Annotated in this window: 24 protein-coding genes; 16 read left to right on the top strand and 8 right to left on the bottom strand. The window is 72.0% G+C overall.

Features of this window, described 5'->3' with window-relative positions:
- Positions 1-108 precede the first annotated feature (108 nt).
- Positions 109-1,308 (top strand): ROK family protein, encoded by a 1,200-nt coding sequence (locus ACIBVP_RS19775; RefSeq protein WP_396107613.1) that lies wholly within the window; start codon positions 109-111, stop codon positions 1,306-1,308.
- A 214-nt stretch (positions 1,309-1,522) separates the two neighbouring features.
- Here ACIBVP_RS19775 and ACIBVP_RS19770 read toward each other — a convergent pair whose 3' ends face one another.
- Positions 1,523-2,776 (bottom strand): cation:proton antiporter, encoded by a 1,254-nt coding sequence (locus tag ACIBVP_RS19770; protein WP_396107612.1) that lies wholly within the window; start codon positions 2,774-2,776, stop codon positions 1,523-1,525.
- 103 nt (positions 2,777-2,879) lie between these two features.
- Between ACIBVP_RS19770 and ACIBVP_RS19765 the strand changes: the two genes are divergently transcribed.
- From ACIBVP_RS19765 to ACIBVP_RS19750, 4 genes are all read left to right on the top strand, one after another.
- Positions 2,880-3,710 (top strand): hypothetical protein, encoded by an 831-nt coding sequence (locus tag ACIBVP_RS19765; RefSeq protein WP_396107611.1) that lies wholly within the window; start codon positions 2,880-2,882, stop codon positions 3,708-3,710.
- Between the two features lie 76 nt (positions 3,711-3,786).
- A complete protein-coding gene (locus ACIBVP_RS19760) occupies positions 3,787-4,218 on the top strand; it encodes an NfeD family protein (RefSeq protein WP_396107610.1) in 432 nt (143 codons plus the stop codon).
- Between the two features lie 2 nt (positions 4,219-4,220).
- Positions 4,221-5,246 (top strand): SPFH domain-containing protein, encoded by a 1,026-nt coding sequence (locus ACIBVP_RS19755; RefSeq protein ID WP_396107609.1) that lies wholly within the window; start codon positions 4,221-4,223, stop codon positions 5,244-5,246.
- A gap of 13 nt (positions 5,247-5,259) precedes the next feature.
- On the top strand, positions 5,260-6,027 hold the full coding sequence (locus ACIBVP_RS19750; protein WP_396107608.1) for a phosphotransferase: 768 nt from the start codon (positions 5,260-5,262) through the stop codon (positions 6,025-6,027).
- Here the strand turns inward: ACIBVP_RS19750 and ACIBVP_RS19745 are convergent, their stop codons facing one another.
- On the bottom strand, positions 6,028-7,149 hold the full coding sequence (locus tag ACIBVP_RS19745) for an acyltransferase (protein ID WP_396107607.1): 1,122 nt from the start codon (positions 7,147-7,149) through the stop codon (positions 6,028-6,030).
- Between the two features lie 87 nt (positions 7,150-7,236).
- On the opposite strand from ACIBVP_RS19745, the gene ACIBVP_RS19740 reads away from it, so the two are divergent.
- The 4 genes from ACIBVP_RS19740 to ACIBVP_RS19725 all read left to right on the top strand — a co-directional run bounded on the left by ACIBVP_RS19740 (position 7,237) and on the right by ACIBVP_RS19725 (position 10,727).
- Positions 7,237-8,304 (top strand): DUF1214 domain-containing protein, encoded by a 1,068-nt coding sequence (locus tag ACIBVP_RS19740; RefSeq protein WP_396107606.1) that lies wholly within the window; start codon positions 7,237-7,239, stop codon positions 8,302-8,304.
- On the top strand, positions 8,301-9,428 hold the full coding sequence (locus tag ACIBVP_RS19735) for a sulfotransferase family protein (RefSeq protein ID WP_396107605.1): 1,128 nt from the start codon (positions 8,301-8,303) through the stop codon (positions 9,426-9,428). The genes ACIBVP_RS19740 and ACIBVP_RS19735 overlap by 4 nt, the downstream gene beginning before the upstream one ends.
- A gap of 61 nt (positions 9,429-9,489) precedes the next feature.
- Positions 9,490-10,266: an SDR family oxidoreductase gene (locus tag ACIBVP_RS19730; RefSeq protein ID WP_396107604.1), complete on the top strand. Its 777-nt coding sequence runs from the start codon at positions 9,490-9,492 to the stop codon at positions 10,264-10,266.
- A complete protein-coding gene (locus ACIBVP_RS19725) occupies positions 10,263-10,727 on the top strand; it encodes an SRPBCC family protein (RefSeq protein WP_396107603.1) in 465 nt (154 codons plus the stop codon). Before ACIBVP_RS19730 ends, ACIBVP_RS19725 begins: the two co-directional genes overlap by 4 nt.
- Here ACIBVP_RS19725 and cysC read toward each other — a convergent pair.
- Together cysC and cysD are read right to left on the bottom strand one after the other, a co-directional pair.
- Positions 10,706-12,508, bottom strand: a complete 1,803-nt coding sequence (gene cysC, locus ACIBVP_RS19720) for an adenylyl-sulfate kinase (protein ID WP_396107602.1) — start codon at positions 12,506-12,508, stop codon at positions 10,706-10,708. The genes ACIBVP_RS19725 and cysC overlap by 22 nt on opposite strands.
- On the bottom strand, positions 12,508-13,404 hold the full coding sequence (cysD, locus tag ACIBVP_RS19715) for a sulfate adenylyltransferase subunit CysD (RefSeq protein WP_396107601.1): 897 nt from the start codon (positions 13,402-13,404) through the stop codon (positions 12,508-12,510). Before cysD ends, cysC begins: the two co-directional genes overlap by 1 nt.
- A gap of 99 nt (positions 13,405-13,503) precedes the next feature.
- Here cysD and ACIBVP_RS19710 point away from each other — a divergent pair, with 99 nt between their 5' ends.
- Complete coding sequence (locus ACIBVP_RS19710; RefSeq protein ID WP_396107600.1) at positions 13,504-14,136, top strand: TetR/AcrR family transcriptional regulator; 633 nt, start codon at positions 13,504-13,506, stop codon at positions 14,134-14,136.
- A 34-nt stretch (positions 14,137-14,170) separates the two neighbouring features.
- On the opposite strand, the gene ACIBVP_RS19705 is transcribed toward ACIBVP_RS19710, so the two are convergent.
- The 3 genes from ACIBVP_RS19705 to ACIBVP_RS19695 all read right to left on the bottom strand — a co-directional run bounded on the left by ACIBVP_RS19705 (position 14,171) and on the right by ACIBVP_RS19695 (position 16,252).
- Positions 14,171-15,031 (bottom strand): MHYT domain-containing protein, encoded by an 861-nt coding sequence (locus tag ACIBVP_RS19705; protein WP_396107738.1) that lies wholly within the window; start codon positions 15,029-15,031, stop codon positions 14,171-14,173.
- Positions 15,032-15,261: 230 nt separating this feature from the next.
- A complete protein-coding gene (locus tag ACIBVP_RS19700) occupies positions 15,262-15,672 on the bottom strand; it encodes a hypothetical protein (RefSeq protein WP_396107599.1) in 411 nt (136 codons plus the stop codon).
- Positions 15,665-16,252, bottom strand: a complete 588-nt coding sequence (locus ACIBVP_RS19695; protein WP_396107598.1) for a hypothetical protein — start codon at positions 16,250-16,252, stop codon at positions 15,665-15,667. The genes ACIBVP_RS19700 and ACIBVP_RS19695 overlap by 8 nt, the downstream gene beginning before the upstream one ends.
- Before the next feature lie 286 nt (positions 16,253-16,538).
- On the opposite strand from ACIBVP_RS19695, the gene ACIBVP_RS19690 reads away from it, so the two are divergent.
- The 6 genes from ACIBVP_RS19690 (at position 16,539) to ACIBVP_RS19665 (ending at position 23,050) form a co-directional block, all read left to right on the top strand.
- On the top strand, positions 16,539-17,642 hold the full coding sequence (locus ACIBVP_RS19690) for a sensor histidine kinase (RefSeq protein WP_396107597.1): 1,104 nt from the start codon (positions 16,539-16,541) through the stop codon (positions 17,640-17,642).
- Positions 17,639-18,328, top strand: coding sequence for a response regulator (locus ACIBVP_RS19685; RefSeq protein WP_396107596.1), 690 nt, complete (start codon positions 17,639-17,641; stop codon positions 18,326-18,328). Before ACIBVP_RS19690 ends, ACIBVP_RS19685 begins: the two co-directional genes overlap by 4 nt.
- Before the next feature lie 77 nt (positions 18,329-18,405).
- Positions 18,406-20,484, top strand: a complete 2,079-nt coding sequence (locus ACIBVP_RS19680; protein WP_396107595.1) for an MMPL family transporter — start codon at positions 18,406-18,408, stop codon at positions 20,482-20,484.
- Between the two features lie 119 nt (positions 20,485-20,603).
- The gene (locus tag ACIBVP_RS19675; RefSeq protein ID WP_396107594.1) at positions 20,604-21,917 is read left to right on the top strand and encodes a hypothetical protein; all 1,314 of its coding nucleotides are present in this window, start codon (positions 20,604-20,606) and stop codon (positions 21,915-21,917) included.
- A gap of 9 nt (positions 21,918-21,926) precedes the next feature.
- Complete coding sequence (locus ACIBVP_RS19670; protein ID WP_396107593.1) at positions 21,927-22,298, top strand: hypothetical protein; 372 nt, start codon at positions 21,927-21,929, stop codon at positions 22,296-22,298.
- The gene (locus ACIBVP_RS19665) at positions 22,295-23,050 is read left to right on the top strand and encodes an ESX secretion-associated protein EspG (protein WP_396107592.1); all 756 of its coding nucleotides are present in this window, start codon (positions 22,295-22,297) and stop codon (positions 23,048-23,050) included. Before ACIBVP_RS19670 ends, ACIBVP_RS19665 begins: the two co-directional genes overlap by 4 nt.
- Here the strand turns inward: ACIBVP_RS19665 and ACIBVP_RS19660 are convergent.
- Positions 23,047-24,306 (bottom strand): MFS transporter, encoded by a 1,260-nt coding sequence (locus tag ACIBVP_RS19660; protein WP_396107591.1) that lies wholly within the window; start codon positions 24,304-24,306, stop codon positions 23,047-23,049. The two genes, ACIBVP_RS19665 and ACIBVP_RS19660, sit on opposite strands and share 4 nt — an antisense overlap.
- Positions 24,307-24,316 lie beyond the last annotated feature (10 nt).

The raw sequence follows: 24,316 nt of genomic DNA, 5'->3' as shown, positions 1-24,316 counted from the left end.
GGAGCTGAACCTAACCCGACTTTTGACGGTTAACAATCAAAAGTTGCGATTCTGTTGCCAAGGTATGTTCCGGGGGCCAACGGAACTACGGTGTGTTTCACTGGATAGATGGTGGAAGGCCCGGTCACGAACGGCGTCACGGATGCCGGCGCTGGCGCACTGCTGCGGCTCATGCGGGACGGCAGACCACGCACCCGCTCCGAGCTGGCGGCCATCACCGGGCTCGCCCGCTCGACGATCACGCAACGGGTGGAGGCGCTGCTCGGCGCGAACTTCGTGGTGCCGGTCGGCGAGGCCACGTCGACGGGTGGCCGCCCGCCGACGCAGTTCGCGTTCAACCCGGCGGCCCGCGTCGCCCTGTCGGCGGACATCGGCGCCACGCACGCGCGGATGGCCGCCACCGACCTGGCGGGCGAGATCCTCGCCGAGCACCGCGACGACCTCGACGTGGCGCTGGGCCCGGAGCCGGTACTCGAGTGGGTGGTCGCCACGTCACACGAGCTGCTCGCCCGGATCGGCAGGACACCGAAGGACCTGCTGGGCGTCGGCATCGGCCTGCCGGGCCCGGTCGAGCACTCCTCCGGCAGGCCGGTGAACCCGCCGATCATGCCCGGCTGGGACAACTTCGACGTGCAGGGACACCTGACCGAGCACCTGGGCGTCGTCGCGCTGGTCGACAACGACGTGAACATCATGGCGCTGGGCGAGCACTTCACGCAGTGGCCGACCGCCGAGCACATGATGTTCGTGAAGGTCGCGACGGGCATCGGCAGCGGCCTGATCAGCCACGGCAGGCTCCATCGCGGCGCCCAGGGCGCGGCGGGCGACATGGGCCACCTGCAACTGCCGCACGGCGCCGACATCGTGTGCCGGTGCGGCAACACCGGCTGCCTGGAGGCGGTCGCGAGCGGCGCGGCCATCGCGGCCAAGCTCACCGAGCAGGGCCTGCCCGCCAAGTCCAGCCAGGACGTGGTGGCACTGGCACGCGGCGGTTCGGTCGAGGCACTGCACCTGGTCCGCCAGGCAGGCCGCGACATCGGCGAGGTCCTGGCCGCGGCGGTCAGCCTGTTCAACCCGTCGATCATCGTGATCGGCGGGTCACTGTCGCAGGCGGGCGAGCACCTGATCGCAGGCGTCCGGGAGGTCGTCTACCGACGATCGCTACCACTGGCCACACAGGACCTGCGAATAGTGCAGTCCCGCACCGGCGACCGAGCAGGCATCATCGGCGCCGCGGTCATGGTCATCGACCACGCACTGGCCCCGGCACAAGTGGAATCCCACATCTTCAAAGTCGGCGAACCATGATCGTCTTTTTGGGAACGTCCCGCCCTCATACGAGCAAGGATCTCCCTTTTCGGTGATCAGGCCCGCGAAGCGGGCCCCCAGCCCCCTGCACAAGCCGGGCGCCAGCCCACAAAGACGGCCTGCCTGCCCTCGCCAAAGAACCCCGAGACCAACTCGGAAGGCCCCTCCCCGAGATCAGCCCGTCCGACGAGGCCCCCGGAGGGCACCCCCGCAACTACGCCCGAGACCCGTCCCGAATGCGATCCAATCGCCGCATCACCGGAGTCGCACTGACCCCGTGCAACACGATCGACCCGATGATCACCAACGCGACCACCCGCCACACCTGGTCCCCGACCACGAAATCCCCAGCCTCCAGCCCGTAAGCGACATAGAACACCGACCCCACCCCCCGAACCCCGAACACCGCGATCGCCGCCCGCTCCCGAGGCCCGGCGTCACTACCCGCCAACGCGACCACACTCGTGAGCGGCCGCACGACAACCAGCACGAGCAGAGCGACCAGCACCTCCCGCCATGTCGTCCCCGCGAGCAACCCGGTGGCCGCCGCCCCACCGAGCAGAAAGATCACCAGCACGGTCAGCATCCGCTCGACCTGCTCCACGTACTGGTGCAGCACCCGGTGGTACCCGTGCGAACGCTCACCCGCCCGGATCGTCAACGCGCACACGAACACCGCGACGAACCCGTACCCCTCGACGACCTCCGCGGCCCCGTACGCGAGAAACGTGGCCGCCAGCGCGACGAACCCCTCGGCGTGCTCGGCGAGACGAAACCGTTCCGACGGTGCCGCGAAGAACAGCTTGCGCAGCAACCACCCCGCCGCCAGCCCGACGACGACCCCCGCCACCAGACGCCACACCACGTCGACCGCGAGCCAGTGGCCCAGCCAGCCGCCCGGGGCCAGACCGGCGACGCTCACGGCCACGGCCGCGTACGTGAACGGGAACGCGAGCCCGTCGTTGAGCCCCGCCTCCGAGGTGAGCGAGAACCGCACCTCGTCCCCGTCCTGTTCCGGCTCCTCGGTCGGCTCCCCGACCTGCACCTCCGTCGCGAGCACCGGGTCGGTCGGCGCGATGGCGGCGGCGACCAGCAACGCGGCCGCCGCGCCGAGACCGAGCACGGCCCAGCCGAGGACGGCGACCGCGAGGATGGTGAGCGGCATCGTGATCCCCAGCAGCCGCCACGTGGTGCCCCACCGCCGCAGGCCGACGGGTCGGCCGAGCGCCAGACCGGCGCCCATCAGCGAGATGATCACGCACAGTTCCGCGAGGTGGAGCGTGACCGACCCGTGTACGCGCGGGTCGGGTGCGGGCAGCGGCCCGATCGCGGCGAACGCGCACGCCCCCACCGCCAGGAACACCATCGGCATCGACACCGGCGCGCGGCCCAGCAACCGCGGCAGCAGCGCGGCGGCGAGCGTCGCCGCGCCCGCCGCCACGTAGACGACCGCCGCGGGTTCCGCCACGTGCTCCTCCAGACCTGATCAGCCGCGCCAGTCGTACCCGGCCGCCGATCACCGCAAACGGAACCGGCGCCCACCACGGCCCGTCCGACCTGGCATGAAGCGCATGGGCTTGGTCGTGGTGGGAGCGCTCGCGGGCGTGCTCGCGGGCTGTGGCGACCCCGCGACGCCGCAGGGTGATCCCGCGCAGCCGGTCGAGGTGACGGTGCTCGCCATGGACGCGGGCGGCTGGGCGCCGGCACGGTATGTCGTGCTCAGCGACTCGCCCATCCACCTCGGGGCGTTCGCCTCCTGGTACGGCCGGGGCGCGGACGCCGAGCACTTCGAGGAGACCACGGACGAGGCACCGCCCGGCTCCGTCTACCTCGCGGTCACCGGCAACACGGGCTGCCGCGTCCCGGATGGGATCAAGCTGTTCCGCGAGGGCGACGAGCTGCGGTTCCTGTTCGTCGGCGGCGCCGACTACGAGGAGTGCGCGCGGCACGTCGGGCCGAGCGCGTACCTCGCACTGCCCGCCGACGCGGTCGAGGGTGTGCGGACCGTCAACGGGGAGGTGCCGCGCGACCCGGCCGGTCCCGGGAAGCTCGTGGACAACGTGCCGCTGGGCGCCGGGCGGTTCGGCCCCGTGCCGCCCGCCGAGTTCGGCACCGACGCGCTCGCCGCGTTGCGGGCGGGTGTGCTGGCCGCGCGCCCGCGACACGCCGACGAGGTGACCGAGGCGCTGGACCGGCCGGTGCGTGAGGACGAGCGGGTGTTCGCGTTCGTGGTCCAGGGTTGCCAGGTGGCGGACGCCGTCCTCGTGCTCGGGCCGGACCACGTCACGGCGGAGGCGGTCCAGCCGGAGACGCGGGTGAACTGCGAGGCGCCCGAGTACAACCTGGTGACCTTCACGGTCGCCGCGGACGACGTGCCGGAAGGCGCCACCCTGTCCGGCTAGGCGGTGCTACTGTGGGTGACAAGGTGCGCCGGGAAGTCTGGTCGGCAGGGATGTCCGCCGCGCACTGGGAGGCCGCATGGAGCTGTGGCTGATCTGGCTGGTCGTCGCGGTGGTGTTCGGCGTCGCGGAGATCTTCACACTCACCGCGGCACTCGGCGTGCTCGGTGCCGCCGCCGCGGTCCCCGCGGTGATCGCCGCGCTCGGGTTGCCGCTCGTGTTCCAGCTGGTGGCGTTCGCGGCCGCCGCGACGCTCGGCGTGCTGCTGGTGCGGCCGATCGCGCTGCGGCACATGAAACAGCCCCAGCTGGAACGGTTCGGTGTCGACGCGCTCGTCGGCAAACGCGCCTTCGTGCTCCGTGAGGTGAGCGACCGCGACGGCCTCGTGCGCATCGACGGCGAGGAGTGGTCCGCGCGGACGTTCGACGACGTCACGGTCATCCCGGAAGGCGCGGCGGTCAACGTGATGCGCATCAGCGGCACCACGGCCTACGTCTACCCGATGGAGTGAGCATGGAAATCTCCGCCGCACTGGTCGTGACGATCCTGGTGGTCCTGCTGGTCGTGTTCACAGTGTTCCGGGCGGTCCGGATCGTGCCGCAGGCCAGGGCACGGAACGTGGAACGCCTTGGCAGGTACAACAAGACGCTGCAGCCGGGCCTGAACTTCGTCATCCCGTTCATCGACCGCGTCTACACCGCGATCGACCTCCGCGAGCAGGTCGTGTCGTTCCGGCCCCAGCCGGTCATCACCGAGGACAACCTGGTCGTCGAGATCGACACGGTGCTGTACTTCCAGGTGACCGACCCGCGCGCGGCCGCGTACGAGATCGCGAACTACCTGCAGGCGGTCGAGCAGCTGACGGTGACGACGCTGCGCAACGTGGTCGGCTCGATGGACCTGGAGAAGACGCTCACGTCCCGCGACACGATCAACAGCCAGCTCCGCGGTGTGCTCGACGACGCGACCGGCCGGTGGGGCATTCGGGTGAACCGCGTGGAGATCAAGGCGATCGACCCGCCGAAGACCATCAAGGACGCCATGGAGAAGCAGATGCGCGCCGAACGGGACAAGCGCGCGGCGATCCTCGGCGCGGAAGGCCAGCGGCAGTCGCAGATCCTCACCGCGGAGGGCGACAAGCAGGCGGCGGTCCTGCGCGCGGAAGGCAACCGCACCGCGCGCATCCTCAAGGCGGAGGGCGAGGCGAAGGCGATCGAGGCCGTGTTCCAGGCGGTGCACCGCAACGACCCGGACCCGAAGTTGCTCGCGTACCAGTACCTCCAGACGCTGCCGCAGCTGGCGCAGGGGCCGAACAACACGTTCTTCGTGATCCCGAGCGAGGTGACGTCGGCGTTGTCGGGGGTGTCGAAGGCGTTCACGGAGGCGTTGCCGAAGTCGCCCGCGACGCGGGAGGAAGCGACGCCCGAGGTGGTCGAGGAGGCTGCCGCCGACGCGGCCCGCGCGGCGGACGCGGCCAAGGAAGCGGTGGCCGACGCGGCGGAGGCCCAGCCGGCCCGCAACCCCGACGGGCAACGCTGACTACGCTGACCGGGTGATCGAGGACGGGGCCACCGACCGGGGCAGCGTGACCACGGTGCACCGGGTCGGCGACACGATCCGCAGGCCCGCCGGCGAGTGGACGCCCGCGGTGCACGCCTTGCTGAGGCACCTGGAGTCGGCGGGCTTCACCCGGGCACCGCGTGTCCTCGGCACGGATGGCACCGACGAGGTGCTGTCGCTGCTGCACGGCGAACCGGCGTTCTCGCCGTGGCCGCCGGTCCTGCGGTCGGCCGAGGGGATCAGCGGCCTGGGGGTCTGGCTGCGCGAGTACCACGACGCCGTCCTGAGCTTTCGGCCGCCCACGGGCGCGCGGTGGCGGGGCCAGGAGGAGGAGTGGCGGCCGGGCATGGTCATCCGGCACGGCGACCTCGGGCCGTGGAACTCCGTCTGGGACGGCGAGCGGCTGGCGGGGTTCATCGACTGGGACTTCGCGGCACCCGGCCACGCCATCGACGACGTCGCGCAGCTCGCCTGGTACGCCGTGCCGCTGCGGCCCGTCGACCAGCAGCGGCGAGCACAGATCGACGAGACCGCCCTGACGAGCCGCCTCACCGCCCTGTGCGACGCCTACGAGGCGGCCCCGGCAGACGTTCTGGACGCGCTGGACGCCCTCCAGTCGCGCGAGGCCGCACGCATCGAACGGCTCGGCACGCGGGGCGACGAGCCGTGGGCGACGTTCCTCGCGCGCGGCGACGTGACCGAGATGGAAGCCGAGCAGGCCTGGCTGCGCACCGAACGCGCGGTGATCCTCGGCGGCTGATCAGGACTCCGCGGGACGCGCGACCGGCGCCATGCGGGTGCCCCGGGCGGTCAGCAGGTTGCCGAGCCAGAAACTCGTCGCCAGTGCGACGACCAGCAGCAGCGGGGCCTTGACCTCGGCCGGGATCGCCAGTGGGCGCAACGCGATCGCGAGCAGGAGCAGCACGGGGCCCTGCAGCACGAACGCCGGGAAGGCACCGCGGGCGCACGCGGTGGCCAACGGCCCGGACCAGGTGAACCGCCGCTGCGCCAGCCCCAGCAGCCACACCGAGCCGAACACCACGAGCACGCCCTCGACCGCCGCGGTCAGGGCCGCCTGCCAGTGCCAGCCGCCGAGGAACTCGTCGACGCCCGACGCCACCTCCGTGATGCCCAGCGTCAGCCCGGCGACCGGCACGAAGACCAGCGTGAGGCCCGTGACCACGCCGCAGCGCCGGTAGACGCGCTCGGGCAGCGCACGCACCCACCCCGACCGCGCGGCCGCGAGGCCGAGCAGGAACATGCCGAGGCACTGCGGCCATTGCCACAGGTGCAGGTCACCCGGCTGCCCGCTGCGCGCCGGGAACGCCAGCCTGGTCACGAAGCTGCACACGGCGATCCCGGCGGCCGCCAGCACCAGGTGATAGCCGTTGGAGGCGCCGAGGCGCAGTGGCACCAGCGCGTATCCGAGCGAGTACACGAGCAGCACCAGCGCGAACCACAGCGCGCCGGAGTCGAACACGGGTGAGCGCTGGAAGATCAGCCCCCACGGTGTGCCGTCGCGGCCCGCCGCGCGGTAGGCGAGCCACACCGACAGCGGCCACACGACCAGCGCGGACACCGCCCACGGCAGGCCGAGCCGCACCAGCCGGTCCACCGCGAACGCGCGGCGGCCCTTGCGCCGCGCCGACGACGGCGTGAACAGGCCGGACACGAAGAAGAACGCACCGATCACGAACAGTCCGGACGGGCCGACCAGCACCGTCAGCACGAGCTCGAACCCGGGGCTGAACGTGGTCTCGTTGACCTCGTCGTACGCCCAGCCGCCCACGGCCGCGTAGCCCATCAGGGCGTGCGCGCCGATCACCCACGCCACCATCACGGTGCGCAGGTTGTCCACCTGCGACATCCGGTGCCCGGTCATATGTCCAGCCTAGGACAGCCGTCATTCTGAACGTTGTCCGAAACTGCCACCTCTGATAGAACGTGTTCTAGATTCACGGAGGTGTACATGGCCGACGAGGTCCTCTCCGGGCAGGCGTGGACCGAGTTCTGCCGCGCACTGGAACGGGCGGGCGAGGTCGTGCTGCGCGAGGAGGCACCCGCCACCCCGCTCGACCGCGCGGAGGGCTACCGGTACCTGACCCGCCTGGTGCGCGAGATGCTGTACGCCACCGTCGAGAACGCCGACCCGGACTTCCCGCGCCTGCACGAGCTCGACCACGTCAAGATCGGTGCTGACAACCCGGACAACGTGTACCTGTCCGCGAACGTCCGCGGCGACCGCACGTACCGGATCACCGGCACCCGCGGCACGATCGCCTACTTCTCCATCGGCTCGAAGGCCAACCGGTACGCCAGGGACGGCACCATGGCCTCCACCGGCGAACTGTCCGACGCCGACCTCGTCGTCGAGCCCGACGGCACCGTGGAGATCGTCGCGAGCGCCACCCCGCACGACAAGAACTGGTTACCGCTGGCACCCGACTCGACCGGGCTCGTGGTGCGCCAGACCTACCTCGACCGCGCCACCGAGGTGCCGGGCCGGTGGCGGATCGAGTGCGTCGGCGGCCCAGCCCGGCCGGGTGAGCTGTCACCCGAGTTCCTGGCGAAGGCGCTGCGGCGCGCGGCGCTGTCCGTGCACGGGACGGCGGCCACGTTCGCCGGCTGGACCGAGCTGTTCATGACCCGACCGAACGAGCTGCCGGACTTCGGGCAGGACATGTTCCAGCGGGCGGGCGGCGATCCGGAGATCTTCTACCTGCACGGCTACTGGCGCCTCGAACCCGGCCAGGCGTGGGTGATCGAGACGGCCGTGCCCGACTGCCCGTACTGGAACTTCCAGCTGGACAACTGGTGGATGGAGTCGCTGGACCACGGCAGGCGGATCACCGTCAACAAGCACACCGCCACCCTCGACGGCGATCGCCTCACGATCGTCGCCGCGCCACGCGATCCCGGCTGGGGCAACTGGATCGACACGTGCGGCCACTCCAGCGGCACCGCGCTGCTGCGCTGGCTCGGCGCGACCCACCACCCGATCCCCGAGTGCCGGGTGGTCGACCTGGAGGACACGTGATCACGGTAGACGAGCTGCTCGCCGCCGCGCGGGGCAAGACCGGTCTCACCGACTTCGGCGACGAGTGGTTCACCGAACCGCTGTCGGTGCTGGTCACCGCGTTGCACGAGGAGGCCCGCCTGTCCGAGGTGGGGCTGGCCCTCACCCGGCGCCGCCTCGTCGCGCTGCTGTCGGACCGGCTGCGCCTGCGGCGGCTCCAGGCCGACCACCCCGAGGTGCGCGACGAGCAGGTCACGGTCGCGGCCGAGATCTGCGGGCTGCCGCGAACCGGGTCCACGCTGCTGCACCGGCTGCTCGCCGCCTCGCGGCACGTCACGTCGACGCTGTCGTGGGAGACGTCGTACCCGCTGCCGTTCCCCGGCGAGGGCCCGGACGCGGCGCAGCGCAAGCAGCGTGCACGGGAACGCGCGGAGCTGTTCCTGCGGATGTCACCCGATTTCGGCGACATCCACACGATCGAGTGGGACGGGCCGGAGGAGGACGTGATCCTGCTCGACCGCACGTTCACGTCGATGAGCTTCGACTCCTTCTACCGGGTGCCGTCGTACGGGACGTGGTTGCGCGGGTTCGACCAGGCGCCCGCGTACCGGGAGCTGCGGGAGTGGCTGCAGGTGCTGCAGTGGCAGAACCCGGCACGCAAGGGCTTGCCGTGGGTGCTGAAGTCGCCGCACCACCTCACGGCGGTCCGGACGGTGCTGGCGGAGTTCCCCGGTTGCCGGATCGTCATGACGCACCGCTCGCCCGCGTCGGCCGTGCCGTCGTACGCGTCGATGGTCGTGTCGATGACCGGCCAGTACAGCGACCAGGTGGACCCGGTCGAGATCGGCCGGTACTGGTCGGCCCGGTTCGCGCGGACGCTGCGGGAGTACACCGAGGCGCGGCGGGAGACCCCGGACCGGTTCGTGGACGTGCGGTTCGCCGACGTGGTGGCCGACCCGGTGGCGGAGGCCGTGCGGGTGACGGCGGAGCTGGGGCTGGCCGTGGACCCCGGCGCGTTCGCGGGGTACGTGGCCCGCAACCGGTCGCAGCGGCACGGGAAGCACACGTACACGGCCGAGGACTTCGGGCTGACCGAGGACGGGCTGGCGCGGGACTTCGCGTTCTACGAGGAGGTGGCTTCATGAGCGGAGCTTGCGGAGCGAACCATGGGTGGCGACGAGGCCCCGGAGCCTGCGAGGGGGCATCGTGATCCTGGAGGGCGAGGTCGTCATCGTGTCCGGTGTGGGCGCCGGGCTGGGCGCGAAGCTCGCGGCCCGTGCGGCCGCGGAGGGTGCGAAGGTCGTGATGGCCGCCCGGTCGACGCAGGTGATGGACCAGGTGGCGAAGGAGGTCGCGGCGGCGGGCGGCGAGGCGGTCGGTGTGCCCTGTGACGTGCGGAAGGCCGAGGACGTCGAGCGGGTGGTGGGCACCGCGGTCGAGCGGTTCGGCCGGGTGACGGGCCTGGTGAACTCGGCGTACTCGCACCCCGGCTTCCACGACCTGCTGGCCACGCCCGACAAGCAGCTGCGCCGGTCGATGGACATCATCCTGCACGGCGCGCTCGGCATGACGCGTGCGGTGGTTCCCCACATGACCGACGGCGGTTCGATCGTCAACGTGGGCACCATGTCGACCCGCGAACCGATGCGCGGCGAAGGTGGTTACGCGGTCGCGAAGGCGGCGATGGGCTGCGCGTCTCAGTACCTCGCGCTGGAACTGGGCGATCGCGGCATTCGCGTCAACCAGGCCGTGCTGGGCTGGCTGGACGGGCCGGGCGTGCGGTTCTACCTGACGATGACGGCGCAGCAGCGCGGCGTCACCGAGCAGGAGGTGTACGACGAGATCGCGTCCCGCAACCCCCTCGGCCGCATCCCGACCGACGACGCGTGCGCCGGGGCGATCCTGTTCCTGTTGTCCCGCCTGGCATCCGAGGTGACGGGGGCCGTGCTGGACGTCAACGGCGGGGAGCACATGCCGTCGTGAGCCACGTGATCACCTCGGTGACGGTGGAGATCGCCGCACCAGCGTCGGTCGTCTGGGCCGTGCTGACCGACTTCGCGCACTATCCACAGTGGAACCCGTACACGGTGGCGGTGACCAGCACGCTGGAGATCGGCACGCCCATCGACCTGACGCTCCCGAACCCGGACGGCTCGGCGGGGACGTTCGTGAACCGCGAGTGGGTGCGGGTGGTCGAGCCGCCGCACCACCTCCGCTACGACACCGCGTCGGAGATGCCGGGGATCTTCGCGGTGCGGGACCAGTGGGTCACGCCGCTGGACGACAAGCGGTGCACCTACCACACCACGGACACGATCAGCGGCAAGTACGCGGACAAGGTCATGGAGATGACCGGCGACTGGGTGAAGGCCGGCTTCGACTCCGTGGCCATCGCGTTGCAGGCCAGGGCGGAAGCACTCGGTCAGGGCACCACACCCAGCTGACCCAACCGCGCCAGTACCGCTGCCGCGGCCTCGTCCGCCGTCAACGTCGTCGTGTCGAGGCGTAGCTCCGCGTGCTCCGGCGCCTCGTACGGCGAGTCGATCCCGGTGAAGTTCGGCAGCTCCCCGCGTCGCGCCTTGGCGTACAACCCCTTCGGGTCGCGCTCCTCCGCCACGTGCAGCGGGGTGTCGACGAACACCTCGCAGAACTCGTCCCCCGCGACGATCCCGCGGGCCAGCGCACGTTCGGCGCGGAACGGGGAGATGAACGACACGAGGACGATCAACCCGGCCTCGACCATGAGGCCCGCGACCTGCGCGACGCGCCGCACGTTCTCCACGCGGTCCACGTCCGTGAACCCGAGGTCCGCGTTCAGGCCGTGCCGCACGTTGTCGCCGTCGAGGACGGTGGTGTGCCTGCCCGCCGCGTGCAGGCGCTGTGCCAGCAGGTCCGCGATCGTCGACTTGCCCGCCCCGGACAACCCCGTGAACCACACGACACAACCCCGGTGGCCGTTGAGTTCCTCGCGCATCCGCTTGGTCACCGACATCGGCTGCCACCGCACGTTCGACGCCCGGCGCAGGGGGAAACGGACGAGTCCCGCACCGACCGTCGCGTTCGTCAGGCGGTCGATCACGATGAAGCCGCCGAGATCACGGTTGACGCCGTACGGGTCCAGCGCGACCGGCTGGTCGAAGTGGACGTTGCCGACGCCGATCTCGTTGAGCCGCAACGTCCTCGCCGCCAGCCGGGCACCGGTGTCGACGTCGACGCGGTGCTTGGGCGGGTCGACGGTCATGCCCACCGTGCGGGCGCCGACCTTCGCCAGGTACCGCCTGCCCGGCAGCATCTCCTGCGACGACATCCAGATCAGGTCCGCCTGGCACGCGTCGGCCACGCTCGGCGGGTCCGCCGCGGCGAGCACCGCACCGCGGGACACGTCGACGTCGTCGGCGAGCACCACCGTCACCGACTGCCCCGCCTCCGCCGACGCCAGGTCGCCGTCGAACGTCACCAGTCGCGCGACCGTGCTCTCCGTGCCGTCCGGCAGCACCCGCACGCGGTCCCCCACCCGCACCGCGCCGCCCACGATGATCCCGGACGCGCCGCGGAACGACGGGTCCGGGCGGTTCACCCAGCGCACGATCATCCGGAACGGTCCCGGCCGCGCCTCGACCGGCACGGTCTCCAGCCACTCCAGCAGGGTAGGCCCGTCGTACCACGGGGTGTCACCGGATCGGTGCACCACGTTGGCGCCGGACACCGCCGCCGTCGGGACGCACGTGACCTCCTCGATGCCCAGCCCCGCGGCGAACTCGCGGTACTCGCCGGCGATCTCGGTGAACCTGGCGGGGTCGAAGTCGACCAGGTCCATCTTGTTCACGGCGAGCGCGACCCGCCGCAGGCCGAGCAGCGCGACCACGTGGCTGTGCCTGCGGGTCTGGCGCAGCAGCCCGGCACGGGCGTCGAGCAGCAGCACGGCGGCGTCCGAGGTGGACGCGCCGGTCACCGTGTTCCTGGTGTACTGCTCGTGGCCGGGGGTGTCGGCGACGATGAAACTCCGCGCCGCCGTGGCGAAGTAGCGGTACGCCACGTCGATCGTGATGCCCTGTTCCCGTTCGGCGAGCAGGCCGTCGACCAGCGACGCGAAGTCCAGCCCGGCCGACGTGAGCGCCGCGACCTGGTCGGTGCGGAGGGCACGGGTGTCGTACAACAGGCGGCCGATCAGCGTGCTCTTCCCGTCGTCGACGGAACCACACGTCAGGAAACGCAGGAGGTCCATCAGAAGTAGCCCTCTCGTTTCTTGCGCTCCATCGACCCGGACTGGTCGCGGTCGATCACCCGGCCCTGCCGCTCGGAGGTGGCCGCCGCCTCGGTCTCGGCGACGATCTCGGCGACCGTCGCGGCCGTGCTCTCGACCGCGCCCGTCAGCGGGTAGCAGCCGAGGGTGCGGAAACGAACGGTCCGCGACTCCGGTTCCTCGCCGGGCCGCAACGGCATGCGGTCGTCGTCCACCATGATCAGCGCGCCGTCGCGTTCGACCACCGGTCGTGGTGCCGCGAAGTACAGCGGCACCACAGGAATCCGCTCGCGTTCGACGTAGCGCCACACGTCCAGCTCGGTCCAGTTCGACAGCGGGAACACGCGGATGCTCTCCCCCGGCGCGGTGCGTGCGTTGTACAGCCGCCACAGCTCGGGACGCTGGTCGCGCGGCTCCCAGCGGTGGTCCGCGGTGCGGAACGAGAACACGCGTTCCTTGGCACGCACCGGTTCCTCGTCGCGGCGGGCACCGCCGAAAGCGAGGTCGAACCGGTGCTTTTCGAGTGCCTGCCGCAGGCCCTGCGTCTTCCACATGTCCGTGTGCTTCGCGGAACCGTGGTCAAACGGGTTGATGCCGAGCGCGAGGCACTCCGGGTTGCGGTGCACGATCAACTCGAGCCCGAGTTCGGCGACCGTGCGGTCGCGGAAGGCGATCATCTCGCGGAACTTCCACGTCGTGTCCACGTGCAGGAGCGGGAACGGCGGCGTCGACGGGTGGAACGCCTTGCGCGCGAGGTGCAGCAGGGTCGAGGAGTCCTTGCCGATCGAGTACAGCAGGACCGGGCGCTCGCTCTCGGCGACCGCCTCGCGCAGGATGTCGATGCTCTCCGCCTCGAGCCGGTCGAGATGGGTCGGCATGACCCAAGGATAGGGCCATTTTGAACGTTGTCCAGAACGCGGTGTCGATGTTCGCTCCGCAAGCTCCGCGAATTGGACAACGTTCGATATGCTGTCGGCGTGGACGGCACCGAACCGACCGCCTGGGGTGACGCGCAGGGCCGCAGGCGTGACATCCTGCGCTCCGCGGAGAAGCTGCTCGCCGACTCCGGCTACGCCGCGCTGACCATGCGCGCGATCGCGGTCGGCGCGGGCGTCAGCTCCGGCACCGTGTACCAGTACTTCGACGGCAAGGAGGACGTGTTCGTCGCGCTGATGTCCGGCCGGCTCTCCGAGCTCACGACCACGCTCGACGAACTGGACCGCGACGTCGGCGTCACCGGCGTGCTGGCGGCGATCCTGCCGCAGGTGCGGGAGTTGTGGCGGCTCTTCGGGCGATCCGCGCAGCAGTGGGAGTCGAAGGTGCTCGCGGGTGGACCGAAGGGCAAGCGGACCGTCGCGTCGGCGACGGTGTTCCGCCGCATGGCGCGGTCACTGGAGAAGGCGTTGCGGGAGGCCGCCGCCACGCAGGGCGTGGCGCTGGTCGCCCACCCCGCGATGGCCTACTGGGTGTGGGACTCGTTGATCGGCGTCGCCGACGACCTCGTGCACGGCGGCTCGTTGCAGGCCCGCGTTTCGGCGGGCAAGCTCGTCGAGTTCGCGACCGAAGCCATCGAACGCGGCATCATAGCCGGTCCGCCTGCCCGGGCGTGACGCGCTCGATGGTTCGCTTCGCAAACCCCGCTCCCTAGCGGTCATCGTCCGGTCGGGTCGAGTAGCGTGCCGCGAGGTTGCCGAAGCCGCGCAGGCCTGGCCCCACCTCGGGGTTGGCCATCGGACGGTCGCGTAGCGGTGACGGCGCGACGGGCAACGGCGCCGGCCTCGGTTCGTCGTCGCTCTCGGACCACGTGGACGCCATCAGCACGGCGTAGATCGGCACGGCGAGCGCGACGACCGACAACACGAAGACCGGGAACAGGAACGTGAACACCTCGGTACCGCTGGGCGCCGGGGCGGTGTCGTCGAGGTGCACCTCGACCGCGGCCATGCCGGTGTAGTGCATGCCGGTCACGGCGAGCCCCATCACCAGACCGGCGAGCACACGCAGGCCGGGGTGCTCGATCAGCACGGTGAACCAGAACGCCGCGGTGGCCGCGACGATCGCGATGCCGATGGACAGCCACACCGCCACCGGGTCGTAGGTGATCGTGCCCTGCACCTGCACGGCCCACATCCCGGTGTAGTGCATGAGGTTCACGGCGAGACCGGTGATCAGCCCGCCGAGCAGCAGCCGCCACAACGAGAACCGGGTGCGTACGCCGAACACGACGAGCCCCAGGAACACCGCGCCGATCGACAGGACCGCGGAGATCGCGGTGCGGCCGACGTCGTAGCGCACGGGCGAACCCGGCGTGTCGAAACCCAGCATGGCGATGAAGTGCATCAGCCAGATGCCGACCCCACCGATCGACACGGCGGCGAGCACCAGCCAGCCGTAACGCGGCCGGCCGGCGTCACCCGCGTACCGCGCCTGCAGCGTGCACGCGAGGCCGACGACCGAGCCGACGACGGAGACCACGTAGGCAAAGAAGGGCAGCCACGCGCCCATGGCGAAGTGATGGACGTGGCCGACGGCAACGGACACAGCGGGGTCCCCCGTTCACGCCTGGCGCGCTTCCCCCGAACAGCGCCGAAAACGCGCGCGGGTGGCTCATCCCGCGCACGAACGTGAATGGAAATCCACTTTGGTCGTTGTGTCAAGGAAGGTGTTGCCACATAAGCAAAGCGTGACCGCCGCGTATCTGCATCTTGCAGATCGCAACGGTCACGCTCTGGGAATCAGCGCGGCAGCAGCCGGTCGACGAACGAGCGGTACTCGCGGAGCGCGAGCCTCAGGTGCTCGGTGTCGGTGTGCCCCTGCCATTCGCCCGCGAGCCGCGCACGGTGCTCGGTGATGGTTCGCACCACCTCGTCGAGCACCACGTCGGCCTCGCGCACGGCGCCCCGCGGGTCGTCGACGAAGTCCGCCTGCAGTTCACGCCAGCGCGCACGGAGCCGGTCGGCGGCGTCACCGGCGAACAGTTCGTTGTCCTGCGTCGGGGGCGGCGCGACGCCCGTGGCGCGGCCGTCGCCCGTCTCCAGTCCGGCCTCGTCCACCGGGATGGGCTCGGTCCCGTCTGTGGCGGACGGGACACGCTGAGCCGGAAGTGGTTGCGCCGCAACGTCGTCGCGGTGCTCGGCGTCACGCATGGCGCGCCTCCCGGTCACCGCGGTCCACGGCCTGCCCGTCGCGCTGGACCGGTACGCGGTCACCGTGGCCGAGCAGCTCGCGGAACGTCGTCCGGTAGTGCACCAGCGCGGTGCGCAACTCCTCGGTGGTCGCCTGCCTGCCGCGGATCTCGTGCGCGGCACGGTAACCGTCGACGACGTCGCCGTGCTCGACCGACAGGTCGGCCGCCTGCTGGTCGAAACCCTCCATCGGGTAACCGCGTTCCCGCATCACGAGGTGCACCAGGTCCTCCGCGCCCGCGACGGCCTCGGCGGGGGCGTCGACGAAGTGCTCCTGAACCCGTGTCCACTGCTCGGCGTAGTGCGTACGCGCCGTGTCCGACAGCGGACGCAGCGACAGCTTCGCGTGCCGCTTCTCCCGCTCGGTCAGCTCACGCTCGGCAACGCGCCGCTTCTGCGTGTTCTCGAGGTGGCGGTCGTACTCGGACCCGAACCGGTCGCGCAGCCTGCGGCTCCGCGCCTGCCGGACGAGGAACCAGCCCGCCGCGATCAACACCACGACCAGGACGACCACCAGGATCACCGTTGCTGCGGTCGACATCACGCGCTCCTTTCGAGGGAACTCGCCGGCGGACGTGCCCGGCAGGCGTCGCACCGAAACGGCACCACCCCGGGATTGCCCCGGATGGAGCAACCGCGTCGGCCATGTGCGCCGGTCGCCGAATGTCACCCGGCACTTACGGTGCGCGCCGCTTCCGGTGTCGGCGGCACGTCCGGCAGCTGCGAGAGGGGCAGCGGAACTCGGCCGGTCGCGGTGTCCGGTCGGCGCGCCCGCGATGGGGCGCGCGGTCCCGGCTCCCTGACCGGTTCGTCCCTATGCTTGCCGCATGGAGTGGTCGTGGCCGCCGCGGGGGCGGTTCGCCGACGCGCTGGTCGCGGGTGCGGTAGGTGCGTTCGTGCTTGGCTCGACAGTGCTGTCGACCACGCACGGCGACGTCGGCGTGGTCAGCTGGCTGCTGGTGGGCACGGCGTCGGCGGCGCTGTACCACCGGCGCCGCCACCCCGTCGCCGTGGCCGCGTACACCCTGCTCGCGTGCGCGCTGTACTACCCGCTGACCGGTCCGGGCAGCCCGATCATGCTGACGTTCATGGCCGCGATGTTCGGCGCGGGCGAGACGGGCAGGCTGTGGGTCGCGGCCGGGTTCGGCACGCTCGCGTTCGGGTTCGTCGTGGTCGGCGAGGCGGCCAGCGAGAGGCGGCACCTCGACGACGTCTCCCTGTTCCTGCTGTTCGGCTGGCTCGTCGCGTCGGTCGCGGTCGGCGGGGTCGTGCGGACGCGGCGAGCGTACCTGCGGGAGGCGCAGCGGGCGGCGGCGACCGGCGAACGACTGCGGATCGCCCGCGAGCTGCACGACGCGCTCGGGCACGACCTGTCGCTGATCAACGTGCAGGCGAGCGCCGCGCTGCGGCGCATGGACAAGGGCGACACCGCACCACAACGGGACGCACTGGCCGCGGTGAAGGACGCCAGTGGCCGCGGGCTGAAAGAGCTGCGGCGCACGCTCGGTGTGCTGCGGCAGGTGGACGAACCGGCGCCGCTCGCCCCGCCCGCCGGGCTCGCGGCACTGCCGGACCTGCTCGACCGGTCCCGGCAGGCCGGGCTGGCGGTGCACGGGTCGGTGACCGGTGCGGTGCGTGAGGTCCCGCCGTCCGTGGACGTCGCCGCGTACCGGATCGTGCAGGAGGCGCTGACGAACGTGACGCGGCACGCGTCCGCGTCACGGGTGGACGTGTCGGTCGCGTACCGCGAACGCGAGGTGGAGGTGCGGGTGGCCGACGACGGACGCGGACCGAACGGCGGCGGCGCCGGGTCGGGCATCCTCGGCATGACCGAGCGCGCGACCTCGGTCGGCGGCACGCTCGACACCGGTCCCGGCGACGACGGCGGATTCCGCGTGCTGGCACGGCTTCCGCTCGGCGGCGCGTCGTGATCCGGGTGCTGCTGGCCGACGACCAGACCCTCGTCCGCGCGGGCTTCCGGTCCATCCTGGACGGTGAGGACGACATCGAGGTCGTCGGCGAGGCCGGGGACGGTGCCGCCGCCGTGCGGACCGCGGCGGCACTGCGTCCGGACGTGGTGCTGATGGACATCCGCATGCCGCACCTCGACGGGCTGGCCGCCACGCGGGAGATCATCGCGTCGCTGCCGGACGTGCGGGTGGTGATCCTGACGACGTTCGACCTCGACGAGTACGTCTACGGTGCGCTGCGTGCCGGGGCCAGCGGGTTCCTCGTCAAGGACACCGAACCGGAAGAGCTGCTCCACGGCGTGCGGGTCGTCGCCCGCGGCGACGCGCTGCTGGCGCCGTCGGTGACGCGACGGCTGATCGCCGAGTTCGCGGGCCGCGTCGAACGCCCGGCACCCAGCCCCCGCCTCGCGTCGCTGACCGAGCGCGAACGCGAGGTGACGACGCTGGTGGCGGCCGGACTGTCCAACGACGAGATCGCCGAGCGGCTCGTGCTGAGCCCGGCCACGGCGAAGACACACGTGAGCCGGATCATGACCAAGCTCGACGTCCGGGACCGCGCGCAACTGGTGGTGCTCGCCTACGAGTCGGCCATGGTCACCCCACGCTGGCTCGGACCCACAACCCCGGTAGTACGGCATCACCCTTAGGGGACAACCGGAGTTGCGAGCCAACTGACCACTTCGGCCCGACGACGGCGACCCCCGTCGCACGCGAGCCTTCCCGCATGACTTCTCCTCCATCCAGAATGGTCCGGCTCGCGGGCTGGGCGCAGCGGCGGCACTGGCTCGCGCTGGCGCTGTGGGTGGCCGTGCTCGGCGGCATCACCGTCGCCGCGCAGGCCGTCGGTTCGGACTACCGCGACGACCACACCCTGCCCGGCACCGAGTCACAACAGGTCGCCGACGCGTTCGCCGCTCAGGGCAGGCAACCCGACTCGGTGCGGGTGGTGTTCCAGCGCGACGCGGGGATCGCGGGCGCGCGGGACGGCGCCGCCGCCGTGTTGTCCGAAGTGGAGCGACTGCCGAGGGTCGCGGACGTGTCGGGCCTGACCGAGTCCGAGCGCGGCACGGTCGCCTTCGCGACGGTCACCTTCGACGGCGCCGACGTGCCCGCCGAGGACGTGCGGCGCGTCATCGACACCGCCGGGCGGGACGGCGACCTGCGCGTCGAACTCGGCGGGGACCCGGTCCGCGCCGCCGAGGAGGCACCGGGTGGCGCGGCGGAAGGCGCGGGCATGCTCGCCGCGCTGGTGATCCTCGTGCTCATGTTCGGGTCGTTCCTCGCCGCGTGCCTGCCGCTCGTCACCGCCGTGTTCGCGGTCGGCAGCACGCTGGGCGTGATCATGCTGGCGAGCCACCTCACCGCGCTGCCCGGCTACGCGCCGCCGCTGATGATGCTCGTCGGTCTCGGCGTCGGCATCGACTACGCGCTGCTGGTCTTCGCCCGGTTCCGCGGCGAGCTGCGCATGGGCGCCGACCGTGCGCGGGCCGCGCGCACCGCGCTCGACACCGCGGGCCGGTCCGTCCTGTTCGCGGGCACCACCGTGATGATCGCGCTGCTCGGCCTGCTCGCGCTCGGACTCGGCTCCCTGCAGGGGGTCGCGCTCGCGGTCACCCTGACCGTGCTGCTCACGATGGTCGCGTCGCTGACGCTCCTGCCCGCGCTGCTGACCGTGTTCGGCAAGCGCATCGAGAAGGCCGTGCGCAAGCGGCCCAACCGCGGCTCCGGCGCGCGGTGGCGGCGGTGGAGCGACACCGTGCAGCGCAGGCCGGTGCCCGCCCTCGTCGTCTCACTCGCGGCGCTCGGTGCGCTGTCCGTGCCCGCGTTCGGCATGCAGCTCGGGTTCGCCGACGCGGGCACCGAGGCCGAGTCCGCCACCAGCAGGCAGGCGTACGACCTGCTCGCCGAGGGGTTCGGGCCGGGCGTCAACGGGCCGCTCGTGATCATGTCGGAAGGCGGCGGCACGGAGGAGCTGGCCACCGCGCTCGACGGCACCGACGGCGTCGCCGGGGTCGGTGCGCCGCAACGGCTCGGCGACGACCTCGGCATGCTGCTCGTGTTCCCGGACAGCGCACCGCAGGACGAGGCGACGAGCGACCTGGTCACACGGCTGCGCACGGACGTCCTGCCACCGTTGGAAACCGACACCGGCGCGACGTACCTGGTCGGCGGGTCCACCGCGGCGGCCGACGACTTCGCCGCGGCCGTGTCCGACCGGCTGCCGCTGTTCCTGCTGGTCGTGGTCGGGTTGTCGGCCATCCTGCTGATGGCGGTGTTCCGGTCGCTGCTGATCCCGCTCAAGGCCGCGCTGCTGAACCTCCTGTCCATCGGCGCGTCGCTCGGCGTCGTGACCCTGGTGTTCGCGCCGACGGGGCCGGTCGAGGCGTTCGTGCCCGTGCTGGTGTTCGCGATCGTGTTCGGCCTGTCGATGGACTACGAGGTGTTCCTCGTCTCCCGCATGCACGAGGAGTGGCGGCGGACCGGCGACGCGTCCGGCGCGGTGCGGGAGGGCCTCGCGACCACCGGCGGCGTGATCACCGCGGCGGCCGCGATCATGGTCGTGGTGTTCGGCGCCTTCGTGCTCAGCCCGGACCGGATGCTGCGGCAGTTCGGTCTGGGGCTCGCGGTCGCGGTGCTGGTCGACGCGCTCGTGCTCCGGTGCCTCGTCGTGCCCGCGGTCATGCGGCTGTTCGGCACGCGGGCGTGGTGGCTGCCCCGGTGGCTGGACAAAGCGTTGCCCAACGTGGCGCTCGAACCGCCGGAATCGCATTCGAAAACGGTGGAATTCACACGTTCGAATTAATTGCGACGACTGCTCCGAACGGGTGACTTTCCTTGCGGCTCCGGTGAAAAGTGCCATCGCGCGGTGGTTCGCTGCTCGTGTAATGTCGGTTCGCCGAATCGACCGAGCTGGGAGTCGCGGTGGATTTTCTCGACACGGTGACGGGTGGCATCGACAACGCTGTCGGGGCGGTGCTCGCGCCGGTGGCGGACACGGCCGGCGCGGCGGCGGCGACGCTGCGCCGGGAGCTGACGCAGACCTGGCACGGCGTGTTCGGCTCCCCCACCATGCCCGGCGGCACCAACTGGAACGCGTACAGCCACGAGGAGCTGTTCGCGATGGTCAACACCGGCGCGGACCCTGGCCAGGTCGGTGCACAGGCCGCGGTGCTGGACGGCCTCGGCCGCGGCGCCGCCGACGCGGCGGAGGACCTGTCCGCGCGCCGCGGCCAGGTGGCCGAGGTCTGGGAGGGCCGCGCGTCGGCCGCGTTCGGCAGCACCCTCCACGAGCACAGCGCGGGCGGCGCCGCAATGGCGGAACACGCGGCGGCGCTGTCCGCGGCGGTTCTGCGGGCGTCGGAGGCGCTGAGCCGGGCGCAGGCGGCCATGCCGGACCCGGTGGACGTCGCCGCCACGACCTCGTACGGCGCCGCCGCGGCACCGGGCCCGAACTTCGCGCTCGGCGCCGTCACGGGTGCGGGCGCGAGCTGGTTCGCCGCGTCGCTGGCGGCGGCGAACAAGAAGGCGGAGGCCGTCGAGGTCATGCAGACGTTCGAGGCGAGCCTCAACGCGGCGGACCCGCCGGAGGCACCCACGAAGCTCCCGCCGGGCGTGCCGGGCGGTGTGCCGCTCCCCGCGCCCCGGCCGGAGGTGGCCGCGGTCGCCGCGGCCGCCCCGATCCCCCGCACGGCAGCCCGCACGGCAGGCTCGGCCCCCCGCGGCCCGGCGACCTCCAACTCCGCCGTCACGCCCGCCTCCGCCACCACCAACAAGTCAAGCCTGGCACCGTCCGGTGCCGCCGCCATGCCCGGCCCTGCCGGTCCCCATCAGGCGGCCGCCGCCACCGTCGCCTCCGGGGCTCCCGGTTCTCTGGTTTCGCCTGCTGCGGCGGGCGGCCCGTCCCCGGGCACCGGCCCGTCGGGCGCCAACCCGCTCGGCGCCCCTCCGAGCGTGGCCACCGGTCGCCGGGCACCTGAGTCCTCCGGGTGGGCGAGCGGGCCGGACGGGCGGGCCACTGGCCGCCCCCTGGCGTGGCACGACCTCGTCGGCCGGGGCGGTGTCCCCGGCCTGCTGACCAACGCCGACCACAGCCCCGCCCGCGCCACGGCCGCTCCGGGTCCCGTGCCCGCGCACAGCCGCCGGGACGACGACCGCGAGCACCACAACCGCATGCCACGCGCCGACAACCTGTTCACGCTCGACGAGACGACACCACCGCCCGTGATCGGGGCATAGGGAGCCACCATGTACGTCGACTCCGAGGAAGACCCCGCCGGCACGAAGGGCGCGCTGGCCAGGGCGGGTGCCGCCGTGTTCGTCAGTCCCTACGAGGTGGAGCGGCACGCCGACGAGCTGGTCCGGTTGGGCGAGGACCTGCACGAGCGGGTGCGGGCGGCGGACGTGCAGCCGCTGCGGATGGGCTCGTCACCGCCCGCGATGTGGTTCGCGGCCAAGCTCGCACGGCTCACCGGGCCGGAGGGCACCCCGACCGTGCTGCGGGAGTGGGCCGACGGGCTCACCCGTCTCGGCGGGGAGACCCGGGCCGGCGCGGCCGACTACCGCGCCACGGAAGGCGACAACGAGAGCACGTTCACCCGCCTCGGTGAGGCCAGGTGACCCGGTTCGGGCTCGTCGAGCTGGACCTGCTCGCCACCCACGCGGGCGCCACGATCCCGTACCCGCTGCGGGTGCCGTCCTTCGGCCGCGTACCGGCGGAACGGGACGAGCTGTTCGCCGCCGCGGCCGAGGCCCTGCAGGTACGTGGCCTCGCCGGTGCCGACGGGCCCGCCGGGCTCGCCGCGGACGTCGTCGCCGCGCTCGCCAGGCGGCGCGGCACCGTGGACCTCGTGGTCCGCGGCCCTGGCGGGGAACGCGGCGCGGTCGCGATGGTCTACGGCAAGCACGCCGTGGTGTGCAAACAGGACTTCGCCGGTGACCGGCTCGTCGACGTGCGCCGCATCCCGCTCAGCGCGGTGGCGTCCGCGCTGACCGCGCTCGTGCCGGACCTGGTCCCCGCGCCCGCCATGCCCGTCCGGCTGCCGGCGGCCGCGGCACTCGTCACCGCGGGCCACCGCCACGTCGTCACCGAGCACGGTGGCAACCCCGACGAGCTGGACAACCTCACCGAACTGGTCAGCGCCGTCGACGGCGGCGGCCAGCTCGGCGCGACCGCCACCACCCGCGACGGCGGGGACGTCCGCGACACCCGCACCGTCCCGGAGCTGTGCTGGCTGGACACCCCGACCGGCCGCGTACGCGTCACCACCCCGGCCGCCGACGAGCCGGACGGGTGGATCAGCGTGAACCCGTTGTCCCCCAGCACACTCCGCTCGGCGGCGGAGGACCTGGTCGAGGCGCTCCGCCGTTAGACCGCCGCCCGATCGACCCGGCGGAGGTCGCGCACCGCGGGCACCATCAGCAGGGCCGTGATCACCACGACCACACCCACCCCGCTCACCACGAGCACGGACGAGGTGCCGAGCAGCGCGGACGCCGGACCGGCGAGTGCCTGGCCCACCGGCATCATCGCGAGCGACCCCGCCACCTCGTAGGCGTGGATGCGGTTGAGGATCGTGCCGGGCACCTGGGTCTGCACGCTGGTGGCCCACATGACACCCCAGAACGCGTGTGCCGCCCCGGCGACCGCGAACCCCGCGGCGATCACGGCTACCGGTAGACCGAGTGCCACGGAAAGGGGTTGCGCCGCGAACCCGAGCAGCGCCAGCGCGCCGGCCAGCAGCGGACGGTTCGGGCGCAGGCGCATGGCGATCAGCCCGCCCACGACCATGCCCACCCCGCCGACGGCGTTGACCAGCCCGAACGCCGTGGACCCGTGGTCCACGACGAGTGCGGTGGCCACGAGCGGCGCCGTCGGCCCGAAGGTGGTGATCATGAGGGTCATCCACGCGAGGATGACGCTCCACATCCACGTCCGTGCCCGGAACTCCCGCCAGCCCTCCGCGAGGTCGAGGCCGAACGAGGCCCCTGTCCTGGCCACCGCCCTGCCGAGCCGCAGGCCGAGCAGGCACGCGGCGCTGACCACGTAGGTGAGCGCGTGCGCGACGAACACCCCGCCGACCGAGGTGACCGCGATCAGCGCACCGGCCACCGCGGGTCCCGCGACGGTCATGACCGACTCGGCGGTCCGGATCGCCCCGTTGGCGCCCTGCACGTCGTCGGCGATCCTGGGGATCGTGCTCGCCACGCCGGGCTGGAACAGCGCGGCACAGATCCCGTTGACCGCGCCGACCGCGCAGACCTGCCACAGCACCACGTGCCCGGTGAAGAACATGGCGGCGACGAGTCCTTGCGTGCCGACCCGCACGACGTCCGCCAGCACCATCAGCACACGCGTGTCGACACGGTCGGCGATCACCCCGCCGAACACCACGAACCCGGCCACGCACGCCGAGTACGACGCCATGGCCGCACCCACCGCCCCCGCGCCGTGCCCGTACTGGACGAGTCCGGCGGCGAGCGCGACGGGCAGCATCATGTCGCCGAGCCGTGCGGCGCCGCGCGCGACGAGGAACAACCAGAAGTTCCTGTTCCACCTGCGAACCCGCGGCGCGACCGCCACCTCGAGCGTGCTCGGCAATCCCCGCTCCCCCCGTGGGTCAGTCACACCCACTCTA

Source organism: Actinophytocola sp. NPDC049390 (assembly GCF_044466355.1).
In the GTDB taxonomy this organism is placed as follows: domain Bacteria; phylum Actinomycetota; class Actinomycetes; order Mycobacteriales; family Pseudonocardiaceae; genus Actinophytocola.
Note: the sequence above shows the minus strand (reverse complement) of the source record. Positions and strands in the feature narration are given on the sequence as shown.